The sequence below is a fragment of the Methylobacterium sp. Leaf94 genome (genome assembly GCF_001426045.1).
GTDB lineage: Bacteria > Pseudomonadota > Alphaproteobacteria > Rhizobiales > Beijerinckiaceae > Methylobacterium.
The window spans coordinates 25749-49592 of the sequence record NZ_LMRM01000016.1 but is presented as its reverse complement, the minus strand read 5'-3'; the positions used below and the strand labels follow the sequence as shown (position 1 = coordinate 49592).

Genomic DNA, 23844 nt, shown 5'->3' with positions numbered 1-23844 from the left:
GAGACAGCCATGAATGCCCTCGCGAACAAGCCTTCCCGACGCGCTTTCGTGGCCGGCGCCGTTGCCGCCGGCGGCCTCAGCCTCGGATTTCACGTGCCCTTCCCCGAGGCTGCCGCGCAGGAGGCTCCGCCGGCGCTCACGCCCGAGGTCAATGCCTGGGTGGTGATCAAGCCGGACGAGACTGTGGTGATCCGCATCGCCCGATCCGAGATGGGCCAGGGCACTCTCACGGGCCTCGCCCAGCTCGTCGCCGAGGAGCTCGGCTGCGACTGGAGCAAGGTGGTCACCGAGTATCCCACGCCGGGCCAGAACGTCGCCCGCGGCCGGGTCTGGGGCGATTTCGGCACGGGCGGCAGCCGCGGCATCCGCGAGTCCCAGGACTATGTTCGCAAGGGGGGAGCCGCCGCCCGCATCATGCTGGTCGAGGCCGCCGCCCAGGGTTGGGGCGTCGCTCCTTCGGAGTGCCGGGTCGAGAAGGGCGTGATCAGCCATGGGGGCTCCGGCCGCACCACCACCTTCGGTGCGGTGGCGATGGCGGCAGCCAAGGTCACGCCGCCGAAGGACATCGTCCTCAAGGATCCGAAGGACTGGACCATCGCCGGCAAGCCGGTGAAGCGCCTCGATACCGTCGAGAAGACCGACGGCAGCCAGATCTACGGCATCGATCTCACCATGCCTGGCCTGCTGAACGCGGCAATCCGCGACTGCCCCGTCTTCGGCGGCACCGTGAAGAGCTTCGACGCCAAGGCTGTCGAGGGTATGCCCGGGGTCAAGAAGGTCGTCGCGGTGGGCGATACCGGCGTGGCGGTCATCGCCGACACCTTCTGGCGTGCCAAGACCGCCGTGGAGGCCCTGCCGATCGTCTGGGACGAGAGCCCGAACGGCCAGGTTTCGAGCGAGACCATCGCGGCGACCCTGCGCGACGGCCTGGACGCCGAGGACGCCTATGTGGGCAACAAGGGCGGCGACGTCGCGACCGCCCTGAAGGGCGCGGCCCGGGTCGTGGAGGCGACCTACGGCGTCCCCTTCCAGAACCACGCCACCATGGAGCCGATGAACGCCACGGTGCGCTGGACCCCGGAGCGCTGCGAGGCCTGGGCACCGACCCAGAACGGCGAGGCGGCGCTCGCCGCCGTGGCCGAGGCCGCCGGCCTCTCGGCGAAACAGTGCGACGTCTACAAGCTCCTGCTTGGCGGCGGCTTCGGCCGGCGCGGCGCCACCCACGACTGGCTGCGCCAGGCCGTCCTCATCGCGAAGGAGATGCCCGGGACCCCGATCAAGCTGATCTGGACCCGCGAGGAGGACATGACCCACGGGCGCTACCACCCGATCACCCAATGCCGGATGCGCGCCGGGCTGGACGACGCCGGCAACGTCACCGGGCTGCACATGCGCATCTCGGGGCAATCGATCCTGGTCTCGGTGGCGCCGAACCGGATGGTGGACGGCAAGGATCCGGTGGTGTTCCAGGGGCTCAATGCCGGCGGCGCGGAGGCCGCGATCGGCTACGCGATCCCGAACATTTTGGTCGACCACGCCATGCGCAACCCGCACGTCCCGCCGGGCTTCTGGCGCGGCGTGAACATGAACCCGAATGCGATCTACCTCGAATGCTTCATGGACGAGCTCGCCCATGCGGTGGGACAGGATCCCCTGGCCTTCCGGCTGAAGCTGATGGAGCAGCACCCCAAGCACCGGGCGGTGCTGCAGGCGGTGGCGGACAAGGCCGGCTGGGGCACGAAGCCCCCCGCAGGCGTCCACCGGGGTCTCGCCCAGATGATGGGCTTCGGCTCGTACGTGGCAGCGGTGGCCGAGGTCTCCGTCGGCGAGGATGGGACGGTCAAGGTTCACCGCATCGTCGCGGCCACCGATCCGGGCCATGCCCTCAACCCACAGCAGATCGACGCCCAGATCGCGGGTTCCTTCGTGTACGGCCTGTCCGCGGCGCTCTACCAGGAATGCACCGTCAAGGACGGCCGCATCGAGCAGACGAACTTCGACACCTACCCCGTGATGCGGCTTCAGGAGATGCCCGTGGTCGAGACGATCGTGATGCCGTCGGGCGGCTTCTGGGGTGGGGTCGGCGAGCCCACCATCGCGGTGGCGGCCCCCGCTGTGCTGAACGCGATCTATGCGGCCACCGGCAAGCGCGTGCGCCAGATGCCGGTGAAGAACACGGACCTGCGCCGGGCGTGATGCGCCCGGCTGTGCTCGCGGCCTGGCTGCTCGCCGGGTCCGTCGGGATGGTCCTGGCGAGGGAGCGCCCGCCGCCGGGGGCTTCCTCTTGCGCCGGGTGTCACGCCGAAGGGGCCGCGATGGGGGCGATCGACGGTCGCCCGGAGGCCGAAATCGCGGCGGCGCTCGCCCAGTACCGTTCGGGCGTGCGACCCGCTAGCGTGATGAGCCGCATCGCCAGGGGTTTCTCGGAGGAGGAGTCCCGAGCGATCGCCGCCTACCTGTCGCGGCAGCGTCCGGCCGCCCCCGAGACGATCCAGGAGCGGCCATGAGCCGGACGCGCCGGGCGTTCCTCGCCACCGGGGCAGCCTTCGCTTTGGGGCGGCCGGCTCTGGCTCAGGCCGCGCCGAAGGTCGTGGTGATCGGCGGCGGCTTCGGCGGCGCCACCGCCGCACGCGCGCTCCACGGCGGCGGCCTCGACGTGACCCTGGTCGAGGTGAATTCGACCTACGTCTCCTGCCCGTTCAGCAACGAGGTCATCGCCGGGCTCCAGCCGATGGCGGCGCAGCGGTTCGGCTACGAGGGCCTTGCCCGTGCCGGCATCCGCGTCGTGCACGCCGCTGCCACCGGCATCGACGCGGATGCACGCCGGGTGACGCTCGCAGACGGCACCGCACGCCCCTATGACCGGCTCGTGCTCTCGCCGGGGATCGACCTGCGCTTCGACGCCATTCCCGGCTACGACGCGGCGGCGGCCGAGCGCATGCCCCATGCCTGGAAGGCGGGCGAGCAGACGCTGCTCCTCGCCCGGCAGCTCGCCGCGATGCCCGAGGGCGGCACCGTGGTGCTGGCGGTGCCGGGCAATCCCTATCGCTGCCCGCCCGGCCCCTACGAGCGCGCGAGCCTGATCGCCCATGTGCTCAAGACCACCAAGCCCCGCGCGAAGCTGATCCTCCTCGACGCCAAGGACACCTTCTCGAAGCAGCGCCTGTTTCAGTCGGGCTGGAAGGCCCTCTACCCGACGCAACTCGAATACGTCCCCCTGGCGGAGGGCGGACAGGTCACTGCCGTCGACCCGGACGCCATGATCGTCCACACCGACTTCTCGGACTACAAGGCCGACGTGGCCTGCATCATCCCGCCCCAGCGGGCGGGGCGGATCGCCGCCGTCGCTGGCGTCGCCGACCGCAGCGGCTGGTGCCCGATCGATCCCGTTACCTTCGAATCCCGGCTGGTGCCCGGCATCCACGTCATCGGCGACGCGGCCATCGCCGGGGCGATGCCGAAATCCGCTTTCTCCGCCAACGCCCAGGCCAAGGTCTGCGCCGACGCGGTGATCGACCTCCTGGCTGGCCGCGCACCCGAGACGCCGAAGCTGATCAACACCTGCTACAGCCTGGTGGCGCCCGGCTACGGCATCTCGATCGCGGGCGTCTACCACCCGGCGGGCGGCGTCCTCGCCGACGTGGAGGGGGCCGGCGGCATCAGCCCGGTCGACGCGTCGATGGCCCTGCGCAAGCAGGAGGCCCTCCACGCCGCCGACTGGTACCGCACCATCACCCGGCAGGTCTTCGGGTGAGGCGCGTGCCCAGATGGGTCTGGATCGGCTGCACGATCCTGGCCGCGCGGACCGCAGCCGCGGCGGGAGCCGAACCGGGCGCGGAGCCCCTGCGGCCCGTCACCGTCGTCGACCGCGCCATTCCCGCCAGCCTGACCGGCGTGCCGGGGGATCCCGCGCGGGGCCGGGCCCTTGTGACCGACCGCACCAAGGGGCTCTGCCTGCTCTGCCACGCCGGGCCGTTCCCCGAGGAGCCGTTTCCCGGCAATCTCGGCCCCGACCTCGTGGGCGTCGGCGACCGGCTCGCGCCCGGAGCCCTGCGCCTGCGCCTCGTGGACGGCCGGGTCTTGAACCCGGACACCATCATGCCCTCCTATTACAGCCTCGCGGGCACCACGCGGGTCGGCGCAGCCTGGCGCGGTCGGCCGGTGCTGGCATCCCAGGAGATCGAGGACATCGTCGCCTTCCTTGCGACGCTACGCGAAACCCCTTCGGAGAGGCCGGCGCCGTGAGCCCGCACATGTCCCACCACCCGAGCCGACGCGGCCTCCTCGCCCTTGGACCCGGCCTCGCCGCGACCGTCGCCCTGCGCCCGGTGGCGGCCGGGGCCGCGATCCGCACCGAGAGCACGGCCGAGGCCATCCGGCGCTTCGCAGGCGAGGCCGAGATCCTCCCGGGGCGCGTCCGCCTCGACCTGCCGCCGCTGGTCGAGAACGGCAACGCGGTGACGATCACCGTGGCGGTGGACAGCCCCATGACGCCGGAAGACCATGTCCGCCGCATCGCGGTGTTCAACGACAGGAATCCGCAGCCGAATGTCATCACCGTATACCTAGGGTCGCGTGGAGGTCGCGCTGCGATCACGACCCGAATCCGCCTCGCCGACACGCAACGCATCACCGCCATCGCGGAGACCAGCGACGGGCGCTACTGGTCGACCACGGCCGACGCCATCGTCACCCTCGCCGCCTGCCTGGAGGGCTGAGCCGCCATGGCCCGCACCCTGATCAACGTGCCGAAATCCGCCCAGGTCGGCGAGGTCGTCACGATCAAGACCCTGATCTCGCACCCGATGGAGACCGGCTTCCGGCCGGGGGCCGACGGGCGCATCCGCCCGCGGGACATCATCACGGAGTTCGCCTGCCTCTACGACGGCGAGACGGTGTTCCGGGCCGAGCTGTTTCCGGCCACCGCCGCCAACCCCTACCTGACCTTCAGCCTGCGGGCGACGCGGACGGGCACGCTCACCTTCACCTGGCGCGGCGACAACGGTTTCTCGCAGACCGAGACCGCGACCCTGACGGTGACGTGAGGCGGTTCGCGCTCCTGATGGTCGCGGTCCTGTCGGCGGGGCCGGGGCGGGCGGACGGGAGTCCCGCCGCCGCGCGGCGCTCGGGCTTCGACACCATGAGCCCCGACATCCAGGCGATGCAGCGCGACGGCATGGCCAACCCGGCCCTGCTCTGGCTCGCGGACGGCGCCGACCTCTGGGGCAAGCCGCCGGCCCCGGGCCGGGCCGCCTGCGCCGGCTGCCACGGCGAGGCCGGGACCACGATGCGCGGCGTCGCCGCCCGCTACCCGGCCTGGGACGCCGAGACCGCGGCCCCCCTCGACCTCGAGGGCCGGATCAATGCCTGCCGGCGGCGCCACCAGGGCGCGGAGCCCTATCCGTACGAGAGCCGTGAGCTCCTCGGGCTCGCCGCCTACGTCGCCGCCCAGTCCGCGGGCCTGCCGATCACGGCCCCGGACGATCCCCGCCTCGGTCCCGCCCGGGCGGCCGGCAAGGCGCTGTTCACGCAGCGCATGGGCCAGCTCGGCCTGTCCTGCGCCGCCTGCCACGACGACAACCCCGGGCGCCGCCTCGGCGCGGCCCTGATCCCGCAGGGCCACCCCACCGGCTATCCGCTCTACCGCCTGGAATGGCAGGGGGTCGGGTCCGTGCAGCGGCGCCTGCGCAACTGCATGACGGGAATGCGGGCCGAGCCCTTCGCCTACGGCGGGGAGGAGTTCGTCGCCCTGGAGCGCTACCTCATGGACCGGGCCGCGCCCCTGCCGGTGGAGACCCCGGCGGTGCGCCCGTAGGGGTCAGCTGAGTCGGGCCAGCACGAGCCCGCCGGCCGCGGTGAGCAGGACGACGATCCAGGGGGGCGCCCGCCCTGCGGTGAGCAGCACGAAGGCCAGGACCGCGAGGGCGAAGTCGCGGGCATCGCCCACGGCGCTGACCCAGACGGGATCGTAGAGGGCGGCTCCCAGGATGCCGACCACGGCGGCGTTGGTGCCGCGCATCGCCGCCTGGGCGCGGGGACGGGCGCGCAGGCCGTCCCAGTAGGGCAGGGCGCCGTAGACCAGGAGCAGGCCCGGCAGGAAGATCGCCACCAGGGCGATGACCGCCCCGGGCAGGCCGTGCGGCACCGGGCCGACCGCCGCGCCGAGATAGGCCGCCACGGTGAAGAGCGGCCCCGGCACCGCCTGGGCGGCGCCGTAGCCGGCGAGGAACCGGGCCGGATCGATCCAGCCGGGGCCGACCACCTCCGCCTGCAGCAGCGGCAGCACCACGTGGCCGCCGCCGAACACCAGGGCGCCCGCGCGGTAGAAGGCGTCGAACAGGGCGAGCCCCTGGCCTGCCGGACCCGCGGCGCCGCTCGGGGCGAGCAGGGCCGGCCCCACGAGGGTCGGCCCCACGAGCAGCCCCGCGAACAGGATCAGCGCCACCGCGCCCGCCCGGCGCGAGACCGGCACCGCGAGGCGGCCGACGGTGGCGGCGGGCGCACCCCGGCACAGGATCAGCCCGGCCGCGGCCCCGAGGGCGATCACCAGCACCTGTCCGACGGCGCCAGGCAGGAAGACGACCCCCATCAGCGCCGCGACGGCGATCCCGGCGCGGGGCCGGTCGGGGGTGAGCGTGCGGGCCATGCCCCAGACCGCCTGGGCCACCACCGCCACGGCCACGAGCTTGAGGCCGTGCAGCACGGCCTCCGCCCAGGGGCCTGTCAGGGCGCCGGCCCCGAGGGCGAAGGCGAGGAGCACCAGCGCGGAGGGCAGCGTGAAGGCCGCCCAGGCGGCGAGCCCGCCGAGGAGGCCGCCGGCCCGCAGCAGCCCGAGGGAGAAGCCGACCTGACTGGAGGCCGGCCCCGGCAGGAACTGGCACAGGGCGACGAGGTCGGCATAGCCCGCCTCGTCGATCCAGCGCCGGCGCTGCACCAGCTCGTCCCGGAAGTAGCCGAGATGCGCGATCGGACCGCCGAAGGACGTCAGGCCGAGCTTGAGGAACACGCCGAACACCTCGGCGGCCCGGCCGGGACCCGGACGCGTCTTGGGGAATGGAGGCTGTGCCTGCCCGTTCACGCGGTGATCCTCATCGTCGACACGTCTGCAGCACCCATCCCGCTCTCGATCGACCATGGACCGGTTCGGCGGGCGGATACCATCCGGCGCGGCCCAAGTCGCGGCGATTCCCACCGGCCGGCCCGTCCCCGGGGCGCGGCGCACCGGCGGACCGCAGGCGCGCCGCGCGGGAAACGCCCAAACGAGGCGCAGAGCAATCAAGTCTCGCTATAGTACGCATCGTCCTAAGTAAAGTACGGATCATCAACTAATCAATTGACTGGAAGGTCTGTACTTACAAATTCATAAACCAATTCCGGTCGAGATTGATGTGCCTAGACGGCATCGATGGCTCCAAACCTGGATTGCATCTCATGGACTATTCTGTTGGTCTAACTCAGGCTGCGCGTGACAATGTGCTCTCTCTGCAGAACACCGCGTCGCTGATGTCTACCAATCAGGAGCGCCTGACGACTCGAAAGAGCGTCAACAGCGCCCTGGATGATCCGGTCAAGTATTTCACCGCGCAGGCGCTCACGGATCGCGCCGGCTCCCTGACGAGCCTGCTCGCAGGCATGTCCAACGGCATCCAGACCATCAAGCAGGCGTCGAATGGCCTCGACACGATCAGCACCTACGTGAAGTCGATGCAGGCGGTGGTGCAGCAGGCCCAGAGCAGCGCCGCGCAGAACCTGCCCAAGATTTCCGGGACCGCCGTCCTCGGTGCTCCGAACTTGGCCACTGCCGCGGGCATGAGCGTCCGTGACTACTCCCTCGGCATGACCCTGATCGCTCCGGTCGCCCCGGCCAAGGCCGGTGCCAACGGAAACGTCGGGCTGGCGACGACCGTCAACACCCTGCAGATTTCGGCTGGCAACGCGAGCTACAGCTACACGATCACGGCGTCCGACACGGTCGCCGACCTCGTCAGCCAGATCAACAAGTCGGGCCTCGCCACCGCGTCGGTGGACAACCAGGGTTTGATGCAGGTGGTCGGCGAGGGATCCGATCCTCTCACCATCAATCTCGGTGCCGCCGCGACGCCGCCGGCGACCGGCTTCACCGCCAACACGACGGCGACGACGCGGATCTTCGGTGCGAAGTCGAATGCCGTCGTCGGCGGCCTCACCTCGGCGGCCCGCTCGGCTCTGGTCGAGCAGTTCAACACCTTGCGCACCCAGATCGACTCCGCAGCCAAGGATTCCGGCTTCAGTGGCATCAATCTGCTCAACGGCGACAAGACCTCGGTCGTCTTCAACGAGTTGACCGGGCCGGACCAGTCAAAGCTCGTCGTGCAAGGCACGGTGACCAACTCAGCAAACCTAGGGATCGGTCTGATGCAGGATATAGCCACGTCCGCCGGTGGGTCGAACTTCGGCATCCAGAACAATGCGGACCTCACGAAAGCGGCGGACGCGCTGACCGGTGCGCTCAACACCCTGAAGACCCAATCGAACGTGCTCTCCTCGAACATGTCGATCATCCAGACCCGCCAGGACTTCACCAAAAGCATGACCAACATCCTCGCGACCGGCGCCTCCAACCTGACGGCGGCGGATATGAACGAGGAGGTTGCCAACTCGCAGGCCCTGCAGCTTCAGCAGTCGCTCGGCGTCTCGGCGCTGTCCCTCGCCAATCAGGCGAACCAGAGCATCCTGCAGCTCCTGCGCTAAGCGGACCCGGCAACTCGGCGCGGTTCGATTGACCGCGCCGAGTTGCGCCCGGGGTTCGCGCATGCCGGTGCGACCGCGGCCCCTCTCCCAGCATGATCCGGCCGGCCATGGCTCTCGCTTCCGAACTGTCCAGATGGCTTGCCGCAGGGGCAGCGCTGACGGGTGCCATCGTGATGATGACGCAGTCCGCCCCCTCGTGGGACGGTGTGCGGATCGGGCTCGTGTGTCTCGTCTCATGGGCGATCTTCACGACAATCGGGTTTGCAGGCGGGTTTGCGGCACTCGTTACCGGCCGGACGCGCAAGCGGGCCGGACGTTCATCGACCGGGCGCCCGGCAAAACCGGACCCGGCCGGGCCCCTGACGGACGGCCCTGCCGCGAACGAGCGGACATCGCCGGAAGCCCCGTCCCCGCCTGCTCCAGCCTCGTCCGCCGCATCCCTTCCGGCCCATCGGAAGCGGATTCTACAACGGAGATTTCTCTGATCCATCCGGTCTGACAATATTCAGTCTCATCTATGTTCAAATAACTCTGTTTCGTCTCAGCGTAGATTACAGGTAAGTGTAGATTACTATCAGGTCTCTGGGCCGCTGATCGCGGGCTCGTTCCGGAATTATTCTGTCGAATGCAGGGTCGACCGCGATGAAAGACGAGCCTGATCCGTTCCGTTGCTGTTGGAATAGTTCCAAGGTCATACGCCGGTGACCTCCTGGATTATCCTCCGGCGGGCCGCGATCGGGGCTTCCGGTCGGCACCATCGTTCTTGGACCGTCCCGCGTTGCGCGTGCTCCACTCTCCCGGCGTTCGAGCTTGGCAGGCTTCCGTCCGAGGGGCGGAGCGACCCGTCAGACCACCCGTCCGGTCCGGACTAGGAAATAGTCTTTCTGTTTCCAAGATGAGGTTCGAAGTCGCAGTCTATAGGCCAACTTATAATGTAAATTATAGATATATCTGAATCTTATGGAAGATAGATACGGCGCCTGATCTTTCTCTATCCCAGTCGGGAGGAGCGATTGCATGGTGTGCCCATTCGACCGAGATCGCAGGCGCTGTCCGCGGCCTCCGCGTCGCCCGTCGATGCGGGTTCCGCACCCTGGGCGCCCTTTTCCGAGGATGGGCTTCGCCGAGGGAATCCGCCGCAGGCACGCGCCTGGTCGGGCGGCACGCGTCGACGAGTCCGACCGGGACGCACGCATCTCCGCGAACCGACTCAGGGCCGTTTCAGTCAGCCAAAACCGCGCGCGTGCACGCAAGACGGGTGCAGCGCAGCGCGCGCGGCGTTCTGAGACTGACGATGGCGTGTGCACGGACGGACGTTCCGTCCTTCAATCCAGACAATCCATCCCGGAGCGTGCGGATCCGCTGTGGCGCTATTCACTGCGCGAAGAGCGAACAATAGATTGTCCGGGAGGCGTACTCCGGGATATCCGGACTGTTTTAGGTCAATCGAGAGGGCCATAGAACTGGATCGGATAGATGATAGAGTATCTTTTCCAGAGCATCGCCGACAACAATACGCGTCGAAGAGCCTGGATTGATGCCTTGTCGGATCTATTCGAGGTGCATTGCGAGCAGGACGTCTTTGTTCCGTGCAGTGTATACCAAAGATATTATAATCTGAAGAAAATGATGTTTACCGAGACCGACGGCTTCAAGCAGGTCGCGGAGAGAAAATCGTCTCAAATCGCGAACCAGAACATCGATCACATCTGCATCTCCCTCCAGCTCTCAGGTCGGAAAAAGATTGCAACCGAAAGGTGCGTTTCGGAAATCGAGAAGGAGATGCTGGTCGTCTTCGATCTTTCTCAGGAGCTCTCGATCGACCGCGCGGGCGGGGGCGCCGAATTGGGGGCGATCGTGCCGCGCCGTGTCCTGGATGATTGGCGCGGCGATCCGTCGAGCTGGCATGGACGGGTCATCCCTCCGACGACCACACCCCTCACCCTTCTGCTCGCCGACCATCTGAAAGGCTTGCGGACCTGCCTTCGGACGGCGGCCCCGCTGCAGAAGAACAGGCTCGCCGAGGCCTCCATCGCCCTCTGCAACGCGGCGTTCATCGCGGAGGCGGACAGCGCCTACAATCACACCGGCGTCCTCGGGATCGCCGTGCGCCAGGAGATCGACCGAAACCTCGCCGCGATCGACGCCGAGATGCTGATGGCCAAGTTCGGCCTGTCGCGGACGCCCCTCTACAAGCTGTTCGAGGCCGATGGGGGGGTCTACGCCTATATCCGCAGCCGGCGCCTCGCGCACGCCATGCAGCAGCTCGCCTGCGCCGCCGGCGGGCGGCGCCCGAGGATCGCGCAACTGGCGTTCGAGAGCGGTTTCGAGAACGAGCAGGTGTTCAGCCGGGCGTTCCGGCGCAAGTACGGCCTGAACCCGAGCGAGGTCGACGCCACCTGCCAGGTCTGCCCGCACGACGACCGCGCGTCACGCCTGCTGTCCTGGCTGCGTGAACTCTAGCCGATCGCGGGTCCTGCTCACGGCGCCGCGCCGTTCGCGCCCCGTCGGCTCAGCAGGTCCTTGCGGAACTTGGCATCGAGGCGCTGCAGGAAGTGCCCGGCGCAGCGCATGTGCTCGTGCATCTCGCGCCCGACACGTCGGCGCCCCGGGACCGAGCGGCGCTTCGATCCCAGGGCCCGCCTCGTCCCGGATGCGCGGGAATCGGTGTCCGGAGAAGCCCCGGTTGGGCACGGGCGGACCGCCCGCGGACTGGCCGGTGCTCAATTCGCAGGAGTCCGAAGGTGCACGAAAGCAAAAATTCGAAAAACGGATTCATACATTGTGAATTGCTGGCCCGTATGCCTGTAGCGCGTAAGATTTAAAAATCGAGCCGCATGCAACTTCTGCGTTATAGAGCTTGTATCACAGAAACTTGTTCCGATGCTGTTCGATCAGAAAACCTTTCGAAAGATGGTCTTGAATCGTACAGGACATCCCTGCCAGCCTGAAACGACCGGAAAAGCCGACGTTTTTCTCAATGTGCGTGCGGTTGCGCTGCTCGAACGATTCCGCTCGGACAGTCGTGGCGCGACCGCCGTCGAATTCGGGCTCGTCGCAATTCCGTTCTTCACGATGCTTGCGGCGATCATCCAGATCTCGTTTCAGGTCTGGGCTGCGCAGAACCTCGACTATGCTGTGCAGAAGGCAAGCCGAGCCATTCTGACGGGATCCTTTCAGGTGGCCAATAGCGGGCAGCGGGACCCGGCCGTTCTGTTGGGACGTCTGCGGGACAATCTCTGCAACTCCGGCGCGCTGATGCCGGCCTTCGACTGCCAGTCGATCAAGCTCGACGTCACGCTGAGCGGGTCCTACGGCAGCGGCAGCGTTTCCAGCCCGTTCGACTCGAGCACGGGCGGCTGGTCCCGCACGGCCGGGACGCAGTTCAGCTGTCCGCAGCCGGGCGCCATCGTCATCGTTTCGGCGGCCGCGAAGTTTCCGGTGTTCTTCTCGTTCCTGAAGCTGAGCCCGAATACCTTCGCCGATGGATCCCAGCTGATGCTGTCGACGGCCGTCTTCCGGACGGAGCCCTACCAGACGACATCGACCACGGGCTGCAACACCTGACATGGGTTCGCCAGGCTCCTTCCCGCCACCTGCCCGGAACGTCCACGCCGTCCGGATCCGTGCCCGTTCGTTCGGGCGGGCGGCCGGCGGCGTGTCGGCGGTGGAATTCGCCCTCATCTTCCCGATCATGCTCCTGCTGCTGGTCGGCATCATCGAGCTGTCGAATGGTGTCGACAACTGGCGCAAGGTGACCCTCCTGTCGCGGGCCGTCGCGGATCTCACGTCGCAGGGCGACAAGCAGAACCCGATGACGGATGCGGCGATGGCCGACATCCTGAAGTCGGCCAAGCTCATTCTTCGTCCCTTCGACACCACGAACGTCAAGATCGTCGTGAGCGCGCTGGGGGTCGACCTGAAGGGCTTCTCCCTGAGGCCCGTCGTCTGTTCGAGCGCCGCCACGGACAACGCCAAGGCGCGCGCCACCGGGGCCGCCGCGGACCTGAGCGTTCCGCAGGGATTCCAGGTCACCGGCACCCGCTACATCCTCGCGGAGGTGACGATGCCCTACGCGCCGATGCTGGGCAGCGCCCTGGTGAACCAGCTCGGCGGGACCAACGGGCAGATCACCCTGACCGTCAACACGCCTTGGCCGACCCGCGGCGGCCAGCCCTACGGGGTGAACCCCTACAGCGAGGTGGTCCTGCCCAAGGGATCGCCCTGCCCCGCCCCCGTGACCTGAGTGCGACGAGGTGAGGAGATGATCGTGCGTCGTCCTGGTTTGGTCCAACGCTTCCACGGCGATCGCCGCGGGAACGTCGCGGTGATCTTCGCGCTCGCGAGCCTGCCGCTGCTCGCCTTCGCGGGGGCCGCCCTCGATTACGGAACCGCCACGCGGATGCAGGCCAAGCTCCAGGCGGCCACCGATGCGACGGCCCTGAGCCTGTGCCAGAGCCCGAGCACGACGACCACGGCCCAGATGCAGGCCCAAGCCCAGGCCATGATGGCCGGCTACATGGGAGCCGCCGGATTGACGGTCGATCCCATCAGCGTGACGACGAGCCCGCGCAAGATCGTCCTGGCCACCCATATCAGCTCGCCGGCCCTGTTCGGCCAGGTCTCCAAGACGCTGGATCTGAATCCCACCGCCGTCGCCCAATGCGCGACGCCGCTTCCGAAGACGTTCGAGATCGCCCTCGTGCTGGACACGACCGGCTCGATGAGTTCGAGCGGCGGCAGCACGACGAAGATGCAGGCCGCCCAGCAGGCGGCGAACAACTTCATCGACTACGTGCACAACAACCCCGCCTTCACCGCGGATACGCGGATCTCGATCGTTCCCTTCGCGGCGTCCGTCGCGGTCAATCCGGTCACGTACCGGAACGCGGCCTGGATCGATAAGCTCGGCAAATCCTCCTACCACTGGAACAACGTCAGCGGCGCCACGGCGGCCGGGTTCACCAGTCGGTTCGGGATCTTCGATTCCCTCAAGACCGTCTCGCCGAGCTGGGGCTGGGGCGGGTGCCTGGAGACCTTGCCCTATCCGCTGAACGTCCAGGACGGGCAACCGGGGGCGAGCGCCGATTCCCTCTACGTCCCGATGTTCGCACCCGACGAGCCCGGTCAGGGGACGACGTCCTATACGACCTATGCGGGGAACTACACGTTCAACAGCTACCTGAATGACGCGACGGGCTCCAATTCCTGCAAGGCGGACACCAGCCTGAGCTTCGCCGCCACCGAGGCGCGGGCCTGCAAGTACGTCAATCCCCAGGGCGCGGCGCCCACGGAGAGCTCCTACCTCGCCCTGCCGAACGGACCCAATTTCGGCTGCACCAGTCAGCCCCTGCAGCGGCTGACCAACGACGTCACGATCCTCAAGTCGCTGGTCTCGAGCCTGAAGCCGCAGGGCGCGACGAACATCCTCGAAGGCCTGATGTGGGGATGGCGCACGGTGTCGCCCAACAGCGTCTTCGGCGATGGCGGCTCCTACGCCTCGGCGAACGTCAACAAGATCATCATCCTGATGACGGACGGGGCGAACAGCTGGAGCGACAACCCCTACCAGAACTACAACGGGACGTTCTTCTTCTCGATGGGGTATTTCAAGAACGCCGACGGCTCGACGCCGAACGGGCGCCTGCCGCCCAACTACCAGAATCTCACGACCACCACTCAGGCGCGCAACGCCCTGGACGCCCTGACCCAGACGGCCTGCACCAACGCCAAGGCGGCCGGCATCCAGCTCTACACGATCGGCTTCAGCACCGCGGGCGATCCGATCGACAGCCAGGGCCTGAGCCTGCTGAACGGCTGCGCGAGTTCGCAGAGCCAGGCGTTCATCGCCAACACCTCGGACGCCCTCATCGCGGCCTTCGACCAGATCGGAAAGAGCATTGGAACGCTGCGCCTGACCCAGTGAGGGCACCCGTCCCTGGGCCGGCTCCCAGACGCTGAGGGCCGTCGTCCCGGGCCCGACCCTCACACACCCGCGCCGTTCGCGCCCCGTCGGCTCAGCAGGTCCTTGCGGAACTTGGCATCGAGGCGCTGCATGAAGTGCTCGGCGCAGCACATGTGCTCGTGCATCTCGCGCCGGACGGCCTCGGCGTCCTCGGCCCGGTAGGCGGCCACGAGGGCGCGGTGGCTTTCGAGGTTGTGGGCGCCGAAGGCCTCGTGCTCGGTGAGGCTGTCGCTGCGGAATTCCACGAGGTCGCGCAGCAGGCTGTTGAGGAACCGGCACATGAAGGCGAGGAGCGGGTTGTCGCTGGCGTCGCACAGGATGTCGTGGAAATCGACCTCGACCACCCGGCCGAGGCCGCGCTGGTCGCCCGCGTTGGCGGCCTCGCAGGCTGCCATGTTCGCCTCCAGGCGGCGGAACTCCGCCTCGCCGAGGCGGCCGACCACGCTGACGCCGAGCGTCACCTCCAGGCTGCGGCGCAGGGCGTAGACCTGGGCGAAGTCGAGCTCCTGGAAATGCAGGAACCGGCGCAGCTGCTGGGCGGCGGCGTCCACCGAGATCGGGCGGATCTCCGGGCCGCCGTTGGGGCCGGACTGCATCGTCACCAGACCCTGGACCTCCAGGGCCTTCAGGGCCTCGCGGATCGTGCCCTTGGCGCAGCCGTAATGCTGCATCAGGGCGCGCTCGTTCGGCAGGCGGTCGCCGGGGGCCAGGCGTTCGCGGGCGATCCGGTTGCAGAGATCCTCGGCGATCTGGTCCGACAGCTTGATCCGCCGCATCGGCGCGGGCGGGCCGTCCACCTCGGGCGTGGTCATCGGGGAGCCGGACTCGGTGGAGCCCAGGCCGCGTCGGCGTCGAGGGGGAAGATCGGGCGGGCGAGCTTGGCGAACGGGAACAGGCCGTAATCGGAGCTGGTGACGCCCCGGCTCGCGCACTCCACCACCGCCCGGGCGAGGGGCTCGAAGACCGGCCGGCAATACATCCGCGACTTCAGGATCAGCACCCGGGCCGCCGCCGGGTCGAGGCCGAGGCTGGTGAACACGCCGAGGTCCCAGGGCTCGTGCGGCTCTTCCGTGACGAGGATGCGGGCCGCGCCCGTGTCGAGCACCGCCGCCCGGCCCATGCGGCAGCGTTGGCCCGTATAGGTCGGGCCGGTGATGACGTAGTCCCCGTCGCCCAGCGCCGTCACCGTGCCGGCGAGGGGGAGGGGGGCCTGGCGCGGGAAGCCCGGCAGGGGCACGCGGTTGCCGAGGCCGCAGGCGACCCGGGCGCCCACGCCCGCCGCGTGCAGGGCGGCCACGGCCTCCGGATCGCAGATCGGGCCGGCGAGGATGCCGTCCATCCCGGCCTCGAGGGCGGCGGCGAGCACGTCCATCACGTCGCAGGTGCCGCCCGACATGCAGTTGTCGCCGTGGTCGAGGAGGAGCACCGGGCCGTCGCCGGGCTGCGCCAGCGCGGCTTGTCCCGCCGCGATGGACTCGGCCAGCGGCGCCTCCGCGTAGACGAAGGCGTCCCGGGCGTCCCAGAGCCCGGCCGCGAGGTCGCGGGCCGCCGCGTCGGCGGCGCCCTGCGTCTCGGCCGTGACCGTGACCGAGACGCCGGCCTCGGCGAGGTCGGCCAGGGAGAAGCCGCCGAAGATCGTGGCGGCGAGCACGCCGGGGCGGGCCTCCGCCGCCCGGGCGGCCGCCACCGCCGCCTGCATCGGGCCGGGTACGCGGGTGTCCATGCGCAAGGTGTGGGCGAGCATCGGCGGGTGGACCCAGGCGCGGTGGGGCCTGAGGCCTTCGTCGAGCATGCGCCCGACGATCCCGGCGACGCGGGCGCCGGTCTCGGCCATGTCCACGTGCGGGTAGGTCTTGAAGCCGGCGAGCGCGTCGCACTGCGCCACCATCGCGTCCGTGATGTTGCCGTGGAGGTCGAGGGCGACGCCGAGCGGCACGCCTGGCGCCAGGGCGCGGATGCGGGCGAGCAGCGCACCCTCGCCGTCGTCGTGGCTCTCCGTCACCATCGCCCCATGCAGGTCGAGGAGGATGGCGTCGCAGCCCGGGCGGATCGCGTCGAGGATCGCCGCGCAGAGCGTCTCGAAGGCCGCGTCCGCCACCGGGCCGCTCGGGTTGGCATGGGCCGAGACCGGCACCGCGACGGTGGCGCCGCGCGCCTCCGCGAAGCGGATGAAGGCGCCCAGCGCCGTGGTGCTGTCGCGGCCCGCCGCCAGGGCCGCGTCGCCCCAGAGCGGGTGGAAGGCGGCCAGCGGGGTGGCCAGGGGCGAGAAGGTGTTGGTCTCGTGGTTCACCCGGGCGGTGACGATGCGCATGGCGGCAACTCGTGTCGTTGGGGTCAGGCCGCGGCGCTGTGGCGGGCGTCGTAGTCGAGCACCGCGTCGAGCAGGACCTGCGCGCCGGCGGCGCATTCGGACGGGGCGGTGGATTCGGCCGGGTTGTGGCTGAGGCCCCCGGCGCTCGGCACGAACACCATGGTGGTGGGCACCAGGCCGGCGACGTGGGCGGCGTCGTGGCCGGCCCCCGAGACCATGTCGCGGGTGGCGTGGCCGCCCTTCGCGGCCGCCCGCCGGACGGAGGCGATGCACTCGGGGTCGAAGGCGACGGGCGCGGTCCGGGCGATGGCCTGCAGGCGGGTCTCCAGCCCGAGCTCGGCGGCGACGCGCGCCACGGCCACCTCGAGTTCCGCCTCCAAGGCGTCGAGCACCGCGTCCTGCGGGTGGCGCAGATCGACGGTGAGGAAGACGTGGCCCGGGATGACGTTGTTGGAGTTCGGCGTCACCGTGAGGTGGCCGACGGTGCCCACCGCGTCGGGGGCGTGCGCCTGAGCGGCGGCGTCCACCGCCTCCACCAGCCGGGCGGCGCCGACCAGCGCGTTGCGGCGCAGCGGCATCGGGGTCGAGCCCGTATGGGCGGACCGGCCCTCCAGGGTGACCTCAAACCAGCGCATGCCCTGCACGCCCTGCACCACGCCGATGGTGGCGCCTTCCGCCTCCAGGATCGGGCCCTGCTCGATGTGCAGTTCGAACATCGCCCCGAACGGCACCGCGCCCGCAGGCGCCGTGCCGCGGTAGCCGATGGCGTCGAGGGCTTCGCCGAAGCGCGTGCCGGCGCTGTCCTGGCGCGCCTCGGCCCAGTCGCCGGCATAGATGCCCGCATAGACGCCGGAGCCGAGCATGGCGGGGGCGAAGCGCGCGCCCTCCTCGTTGGTCCAGTTCACCAGCAGCAGCGGCGCCTCGGTGACGTAGCCGGCCCCGTCCAGGGTGCGCAGCACCTCGAGCCCGGCGAGCACGCCCAGCACCCCGTCGAACTTGCCCCCCGTGGGCTGCGTGTCGAGGTGGCTGCCGAGCGCGATGGGCTGCAGGTCCGGGTTCCGGCCGGGGCGCAGGGCGAACATGTTGCCCACCGCATCCACCGTGAGGGTGCAGCCCAGGGCCTCGACCTGGGTCCGCAGCCAGTCGCGCACCCGGCGGTCCTCGTCGCTCAAGGTCAGGCGGGCGATGCCGCCGTCGGGGGTGGCGCCGATGGCGGCGGTCTCGGTCAGGGTGTCCCAGAGGCGTTCGGCGTTGATGGTGAGGTTCGACATCGGTGTTTCGGAGTCCCTGCTGCTCACGCCGCCTTCACGCCGAGGAAGCGGTCGCGCGCCGCCTCGTCGGCGACGAAGTCGGCATTGCCGGCCGCGTAGGCGACGCGGCCGAGTTCGAGGATGTAGTGGCGGTCGGCCAGGCTCGTGCAGACCGCCAGGTTCTGCTCCACCAGCAGGATCGGGACCCCGGCCTCGCGGATGGCGCGGATTTGGGCCACGATCTCCTCGACGATGACGGGGGCGAGGCCCTCCACCGGCTCGTCGAGCATGAGGAGCTTCGGCCCGGAGAGGAGGGCGCGGGCGATGGAGAGCATCTGCTGCTCGCCGCCCGAGAGCTGCGCGCCCCCGTTGCGGCGGCGCTCTTCGAGACGCGGGAACATCGCGTAGATGTCCCGCAGGCCCCAGGGCGAGCCCTTGCGCACGGCGATGGCGAGATTCTCCGCGACGCTGAGCAGGCTGAAGATGCCCCGGTCCTCCGGCACGAGGGTGAGGCCGGCCCGGGCGATGCGGTGGGCGGGCCAGCCCGCCACGTCGGTTCCGTGGAACTGCACCCGGCCGCCGCGCGGGGGCAGGAGGCCGCTGATCGCCTTGAGCGTCGAGGTCTTGCCGGCACCGTTGCGCCCGAGCAGGCAGACGATCTCGCCGTCGCGCACTTCCAGGCTGACGCCCTGGAGGATGTGGCTCTTGCCGTAGAAGCCCTGGACCGCGTCCAGGCTGAGGGCGACCGGGCCGCTCACGAGGCGTGCGCCCGGGCGGGCGTGAGGTCGCCCGTGATCATGTTGCCGAGATAGGCCCGCCGCACCTCCGGGTCGTCGCGGACCCGGGCCGGCGGCCCCTCCACCAGCACGCGGCCGGCGCGCATCACCGTCACGGTGTCGGAGATGTTCATGACGATGCCCATGTTGTGCTCGATGAACAGGACGGTGTGGTCGCGGCCGAGGTCGCGGATCAGCGCCGTCATGGCGGCGATGTCGTCGATGCCCATGCCGGAGGTCGGCTCGTCGAGGAGGATGACCTTCGGCGCCGCCGCCATCGCCATCCCAACCTCCAGGCGCCGCTGCTGGCCGTGCGAGAGCGCGCCCGCAGCGCGCAGGGCCACCGCGGTCAGGTCGAGGCGTTCCAGCATCGCCTCGGCCATGGCCAGCGCCGGCCGGTTCGCCTCGGCCCGGCGCCAGGGGGCCAGCGCCTGCCAGGGCGTCTTGCCCTGCGCGGCCAGCCGCAGGTTCTCACGGACGCTCAAGGTCGGGAACAGGCTGGTGACTTGGAAGGAGCGGGCGAGGCCGAGACGCACCCGCTCGTGGTCGGCGGTGCGGGTGATGTCCCGGCTGCCCAGGGTGATGCGCCCGGCCGAGGGCGCGATCCGACCGGTCAGCGCGTGGAACAGGGTCGTCTTGCCGGCGCCGTTCGGGCCGATGATCGAGTGGACGCTGTTCTCGGCGATGCGCAGGGTCACGTCCTGCAGGGCGACGAAGCTGCCGTAGCGGACGCCCAGGGCGTCGGTGGCGAGGATCGGCGCGCTCATCGGGCGACCTCCGGTGCGCGGCCGGTCTCCGCGCCGGGAAGAGCCTCCGGCGCGGGCGCGACCTCGGGGGCGGTCACCACGGGCCGGTCCGGCGCCGGATCGTCGACCGGCGGCGCCCGCGTCACGAGGGCGACGGCGTGCTCGATCAGGCCCCAGAGGCCGCGCTGCAGGAACAGCGTGATGACGATGAGGAGGAGCCCGAGGAGGAGGAGCCAGCGCGGCCAGATCGCCGAGAGGGCGTCGGCGGCGAGCAGGTAGGCGCCGGCCCCGAGGAGCGAGGCGAACAGGTTGGCGCTGCCGCCGATGATCGTCATGATCAGCAGGGTCTCGCTGGTATGGTAGTCGATGTTCGAGAGGGGCGCGACGCCGATCAGCATGGCGTGGAGCGCGCCCGCGAAGGCCGTCACCGCCCCGGAGATCGCGAAGGCCGCGACCTTGAAGGCGCGCACCGGATAGCCGATCGCCCCGGCCCGGCCCTCGTTGTCGCGGATGGCGAGCAGGGTGCGCCCGAAGGTCGAGAGCGCGACCCGCTGCAGGGCGGCGAAGAGCCCGAGGAAGAGCACGGCCACGAAGGCGTAGTAGGTCCAGGGATCGGCCAAAACCGTGCCGGCGAGGCGCGGGCGGGGAATGTCGAGCAGGCCGTTGTCGCCGCCCGTGAGGCCGCTGAAGGTGTAGGCCAGGAAGTAGAACATCTGCGAGAAGGCCAGCGTCAGCATGACGAAGTAGACGCCCTGGCGCCGGATCGAGACCCAGCCCACGGCGGCCGCCACCAGGGCGCCCAGGGCCAGGGACAGCAGCAGCATGACGGGGGCGGGCAGGCCGGCGCGGACGAGGCCTAGCCCGGCGACGTAGCTGCCCAGGCCGAAGAAGATGCCCTGGCCGAAGGAGAGGAGGCCGGTATAGCCCAGGAGCAGGTTGCAGGCGGCGACCGCCAGCCCGTAGATCAGGATCTCGCTGGCCAGCGTGCCGGAGCGCATGACGAGCGGCAGGACCAGCACGGCGGCGAGCGCGAGGCCGAACTGTACGAGAGGCCGGTCGAGAAGAGGGACCATCGCGAAATCCTCCTCAGGCCCGGCCGAACAGGCCGCGCGGCATCGCCATGATGATGCCGGCCATGCCGAGATAGATGACGAGGCGCGCCCCCTCGGGCCACAGGGTGGCCATCAGGCTCTGGGCGATGCCGACGAGGAGGCCGGCGGCGAGCGCCCCGGCGTAGCTGCCCATGCCGCCGATCACCACCACCACGAAGGCGATGCCCAGCGCCTCGACGCCCATGAAGGGCTCGACGCCGCGGATGGGGGCGGCCAGCGCCCCGGCCAGCCCTGCGAGCCCCGCGCCGAGGGCGAAGACGGCGGTGTTGATGCGCAAGGTATCGTAGCCGAGGAGCGCCATGTTCGCGGGCGATTCCGACCCCGCCCGCACGATGGCGCCGAGCCGCGTCCGGTCGAGGAGCCACCACAGGCCCGCGGCCAGGAGCGCCGTGAAGCCGATCACGAAGAGCCGGTACTCCGGATAGACGAAGTCGCCGAGGATCATCACGCCGCTCAGTTCCTCCGGCGGGGCGACGTTCCCGCCGAGGGGTCCCCAGACGATGATGACGAGTTCCTGCACCACCAGGGCGAGGCCGACGGTGACGAGGATGTGGAAGGTGTGGGGCAGCTTGTAGACCCGGCGCAGGAGCAGCCGCTCGGTCAGGGCCGCCAGCCCCGCGACGACGAGGGCGGCGAGCGGCATCGCCACCCAGAAGCTCAGGCCCCGCTCGACGCCCTCGTAGGCGAGGTAGGCCCCCAGCAGGTAGAACGCCCCGTGGGCGAAATTCACGAACTGCAGCAGCCCGAAGATGATGCTCAGGCCCACCGCCAGGAGGAAGTAGAGCATCCCGAGCCCGAGGCCGTTCAGGATCTGGAACAGGTAGGTCACGGAGTCTCCCGTTCAGCCAAGGTGTCGTCCGCGTCGCGGGTCGGGTGAGGGGTGCGCGCTGTCCGGAGAGGTCGCCCCCTCGCCCGGTCGCTCCGCGACCACCCTCCTCCGCGGAGGGGGGAGGGTCGGAGCCAGCCCTCACGCCATCTTCCTCACGCCATCTTGCAGCCGGCGGCCTCGGGCGAGAGGAACGACTTGCCGGACTGGATGACGTCGGCGAAGTCGTCCTTGTCCTTCATGGCGGACTTCGCCTTGCCCTTGAGCAGGTAGTAATCCTTGATGACCTGGTGGTCGGCGGCGCGGATCTCCTCCTCGCCGGTCAGGCCGGCATAGCGCATCCCTTCGAGGGCCTTGATCACGGCGGGGCCGTCGGCGCTGCCGGCCTTGGCGGCGGCGTCGAGGAGCAGCTTGGTGATCTGGTACGAGCCGGCGAAGGAGTAGTTCGGCGTCATCCTGGCGGTCTCGCGGACCTTGGCCACCAGGGCCTTGTTCAGGGGCGAGTCGATGCCGTGCCAGTACTGCGCGCCGAAATAGACGCCCTCGCAGAGATCGGCACCCAGGGCCTCGAACTGCTCCAGGCCCGAGGCCCAGGCGAGCACGATGGTCATGCGCTTCTTGAGGCCGAAGCTCACCGCCTGGCGCAGGGCATCCGAGGATTGCGAGCCGAAGTTGAGGAGCAGCAGCACGTCGGGTTTGGCCGCGATCGCGTTGGTCAGGTAGCCGCTGAACTCCTTCTCGGCCAGCGAGTGATAGCTGTTGCCGACATGCTCGATGCCCTTCTCCTGGAAGACCGCCTTGGCTGCGCTCAGCAGGCCCTCGCCGAACACGTATTGCGGAGTGATGGTGTACCAGCGCTTGGCGTTGGGCATCTGCGCGATGAGGGGCCGCACCGTCTGTGCGATGGCGCCGAAGGTCGGCACCGTCCAGCGGAAGGTGCTGCGGTTGCAGTCCGAGCCCGTGATCTCGTCGGCCCCCGCCGTGGTGATGAAGACGCCGTCGGACTTCGCCGCCTCCTTGCCCATCACCAGGGCCTCGGAGGAGAGGATGCCGCCGGCGAAGAGCCGGGTGCCCTGCGCCATCGCCTCCTGCACCTTGCGGGCGGCCGGCGCCGGCTTGCCCTCGGTGTCGATGTCCGCGACCGTGACGGTGCGTCCGAGGACCTTGCCGGCCTCCTGCGCCGCGAACGCGGCGCCGAGCGAGGCGTACTTGCCGTTGGCCGCGAAGGCGCCGGAGATCGGCAACGGGGCGCCGATGACGAGAGGCCCCTCCGCCGCGTGGGCGCCGCGCAGGACACCGGACACCGGGAGGCCGGAAGCCCCCAGGGCGGCCGCCGTCAGCGAGGTCTTCAGAAACGCACGACGATCACGCATGGCACCGCTCCTCGCTCTCGCGCCGGACAAACTATCCAAACTATACGCATAGAATATGCGCGTGTTCGATCCGTCAAGCGGTCGTGGATGTTGCGCTGCACTTGTGCAATTGCGGGTCGTGAGCCGGGATTTCAGGCAGGCGATGCTCGTTATCGCTGCAGGATCGACCGGGTCTTGGCGCGCTTGACCGGGCCGAGTGCGAAGGTCGATTCGATCGAGGCGACGTCATCGTGGCGGCTGAGGTTGTGGTTGGGGAAGCGCGCCGCCTCCCGGTGGCGACGCCGGCGGGCTTCGCACGCCCGCCTCAGGCCGGAGCGCGCCAGCCGATCAAGGCGTCGCCGATCGGTCTGGGGCTGGACGGACGCGCCGATCCGACCCCGAGGGGGAGGCCGGTTCAGACCCCGATCGCGCCGTTGTGCAGGGCGCGCAGCTCGACGTAGCTCATAGTCTCGCTGCTCCAGCTCGGCCCGTCGCAATCGTGGAGCCGCTTGGGGAGCGGCTTGTGCTTGTCGCCCTGGTAGAACCCCAACACGACGGTCTGGCCGTCGGTATCGTCGCGCTCGATCCGGTAGGCCGGCCGAACCTCCGATCCGAGGCGGCTGATCCGAACCCGCAGGGTCGGATTGCGCGCCTGGTCGGGGACCATGTTGCGGTAGACGCCTCTCAGGTACTCGAGGCGGTCGGCGTTCCGGCCCGCGAGATCCGCGATGGAGACGTTCTCGGCGAGCATGGCGGGGGAGGTCATGGGGTTCGGC

Annotated in this window: 22 protein-coding genes; 12 read left to right on the top strand and 10 right to left on the bottom strand. The window is 69.6% G+C overall.

The window, feature by feature from the left end; genetic code table 11:
- Positions 1-9 precede the first annotated feature (9 nt).
- The 7 genes from ASG63_RS11505 to soxA all read left to right on the top strand — a co-directional run bounded on the left by ASG63_RS11505 (position 10) and on the right by soxA (position 5815).
- The gene (locus tag ASG63_RS11505; protein ID WP_056216153.1) at positions 10-2196 is read left to right on the top strand and encodes a xanthine dehydrogenase family protein molybdopterin-binding subunit; all 2187 of its coding nucleotides are present in this window, start codon (positions 10-12) and stop codon (positions 2194-2196) included.
- Positions 2197-2315: 119 nt separating this feature from the next.
- The gene (locus ASG63_RS26435) at positions 2316-2507 is read left to right on the top strand and encodes a c-type cytochrome (protein ID WP_244479878.1); all 192 of its coding nucleotides are present in this window, start codon (positions 2316-2318) and stop codon (positions 2505-2507) included.
- Positions 2504-3754, top strand: coding sequence for an NAD(P)/FAD-dependent oxidoreductase (locus tag ASG63_RS11495; protein WP_056216149.1), 1251 nt, complete (start codon positions 2504-2506; stop codon positions 3752-3754). The genes ASG63_RS26435 and ASG63_RS11495 overlap by 4 nt, the downstream gene beginning before the upstream one ends.
- A 5-nt stretch (positions 3755-3759) precedes the next feature.
- Entirely contained in the window at positions 3760-4245 is a 486-nt protein-coding gene (soxX, locus tag ASG63_RS11490) for a sulfur oxidation c-type cytochrome SoxX (RefSeq protein WP_443189790.1), read from the top strand.
- Positions 4246-4253: 8 nt separating this feature from the next.
- The gene (locus ASG63_RS11485; protein ID WP_056216147.1) at positions 4254-4718 is read left to right on the top strand and encodes a SoxY-related AACIE arm protein; all 465 of its coding nucleotides are present in this window, start codon (positions 4254-4256) and stop codon (positions 4716-4718) included.
- 6 nt (positions 4719-4724) lie between these two features.
- A complete protein-coding gene (gene soxZ / locus ASG63_RS11480) occupies positions 4725-5045 on the top strand; it encodes a thiosulfate oxidation carrier complex protein SoxZ (RefSeq protein ID WP_056216145.1) in 321 nt (106 codons plus the stop codon).
- Between the two features lie 17 nt (positions 5046-5062).
- A complete protein-coding gene (gene soxA / locus ASG63_RS11475) occupies positions 5063-5815 on the top strand; it encodes a sulfur oxidation c-type cytochrome SoxA (RefSeq protein ID WP_056216190.1) in 753 nt (250 codons plus the stop codon).
- Between the two features lie 3 nt (positions 5816-5818).
- On the opposite strand, the gene chrA is transcribed toward soxA, so the two are convergent.
- Positions 5819-7078 (bottom strand): chromate efflux transporter, encoded by a 1260-nt coding sequence (chrA, locus tag ASG63_RS11470; RefSeq protein WP_056216142.1) that lies wholly within the window; start codon positions 7076-7078, stop codon positions 5819-5821.
- Positions 7079-7386: 308 nt separating this feature from the next.
- Here chrA and ASG63_RS11465 point away from each other — a divergent pair, with 308 nt between their 5' ends.
- The 5 genes from ASG63_RS11465 (at position 7387) to ASG63_RS11445 (ending at position 14656) form a co-directional block, all read left to right on the top strand.
- Positions 7387-8730: a flagellin N-terminal helical domain-containing protein gene (locus ASG63_RS11465; RefSeq protein WP_082487493.1), complete on the top strand. Its 1344-nt coding sequence runs from the start codon at positions 7387-7389 to the stop codon at positions 8728-8730.
- Between the two features lie 1476 nt (positions 8731-10206).
- Complete coding sequence (locus ASG63_RS11460) at positions 10207-11193, top strand: helix-turn-helix domain-containing protein (RefSeq protein WP_082559269.1); 987 nt, start codon at positions 10207-10209, stop codon at positions 11191-11193.
- 420 nt (positions 11194-11613) lie between these two features.
- Entirely contained in the window at positions 11614-12297 is a 684-nt protein-coding gene (locus tag ASG63_RS11455) for a TadE/TadG family type IV pilus assembly protein (protein WP_244479877.1), read from the top strand.
- Between the two features lies 1 nt (position 12298).
- Positions 12299-12976, top strand: a complete 678-nt coding sequence (locus tag ASG63_RS11450; protein WP_082514059.1) for a TadE/TadG family type IV pilus assembly protein — start codon at positions 12299-12301, stop codon at positions 12974-12976.
- 24 nt (positions 12977-13000) lie between these two features.
- Complete coding sequence (locus ASG63_RS11445) at positions 13001-14656, top strand: TadE/TadG family type IV pilus assembly protein (protein WP_244479876.1); 1656 nt, start codon at positions 13001-13003, stop codon at positions 14654-14656.
- Positions 14657-14715: 59 nt separating this feature from the next.
- On the opposite strand, the gene ASG63_RS11440 is transcribed toward ASG63_RS11445, so the two are convergent.
- The 9 genes from ASG63_RS11440 to ASG63_RS11400 form a co-directional block, all read right to left on the bottom strand.
- A complete protein-coding gene (locus tag ASG63_RS11440; protein WP_056216136.1) occupies positions 14716-15507 on the bottom strand; it encodes a FadR/GntR family transcriptional regulator in 792 nt (263 codons plus the stop codon).
- Positions 15504-17006, bottom strand: a complete 1503-nt coding sequence (locus tag ASG63_RS11435; RefSeq protein WP_056216134.1) for a M81 family metallopeptidase — start codon at positions 17004-17006, stop codon at positions 15504-15506. The genes ASG63_RS11440 and ASG63_RS11435 overlap by 4 nt, the downstream gene beginning before the upstream one ends.
- Before the next feature lie 23 nt (positions 17007-17029).
- Positions 17030-18277 carry a Zn-dependent hydrolase gene (locus tag ASG63_RS11430; RefSeq protein WP_056216132.1) on the bottom strand — a complete coding sequence of 416 codons (1248 nt, stop codon included), beginning with the start codon at positions 18275-18277 and terminating at the stop codon, positions 17030-17032.
- A gap of 23 nt (positions 18278-18300) precedes the next feature.
- On the bottom strand, positions 18301-19014 hold the full coding sequence (locus ASG63_RS11425; protein WP_056216130.1) for an ABC transporter ATP-binding protein: 714 nt from the start codon (positions 19012-19014) through the stop codon (positions 18301-18303).
- Positions 19011-19799 (bottom strand): ABC transporter ATP-binding protein, encoded by a 789-nt coding sequence (locus ASG63_RS11420; protein ID WP_056216128.1) that lies wholly within the window; start codon positions 19797-19799, stop codon positions 19011-19013. The genes ASG63_RS11425 and ASG63_RS11420 overlap by 4 nt, the downstream gene beginning before the upstream one ends.
- Positions 19796-20851: a branched-chain amino acid ABC transporter permease gene (locus ASG63_RS11415; protein WP_082514061.1), complete on the bottom strand. Its 1056-nt coding sequence runs from the start codon at positions 20849-20851 to the stop codon at positions 19796-19798. The genes ASG63_RS11420 and ASG63_RS11415 overlap by 4 nt, the downstream gene beginning before the upstream one ends.
- Before the next feature lie 13 nt (positions 20852-20864).
- Complete coding sequence (locus ASG63_RS11410; protein ID WP_082559268.1) at positions 20865-21719, bottom strand: branched-chain amino acid ABC transporter permease; 855 nt, start codon at positions 21717-21719, stop codon at positions 20865-20867.
- A gap of 152 nt (positions 21720-21871) precedes the next feature.
- Entirely contained in the window at positions 21872-23089 is a 1218-nt protein-coding gene (locus tag ASG63_RS11405) for an ABC transporter substrate-binding protein (RefSeq protein ID WP_056216126.1), read from the bottom strand.
- A 394-nt stretch (positions 23090-23483) separates the two neighbouring features.
- Positions 23484-23834 (bottom strand): hypothetical protein, encoded by a 351-nt coding sequence (locus tag ASG63_RS11400; protein WP_056216124.1) that lies wholly within the window; start codon positions 23832-23834, stop codon positions 23484-23486.
- Positions 23835-23844 lie beyond the last annotated feature (10 nt).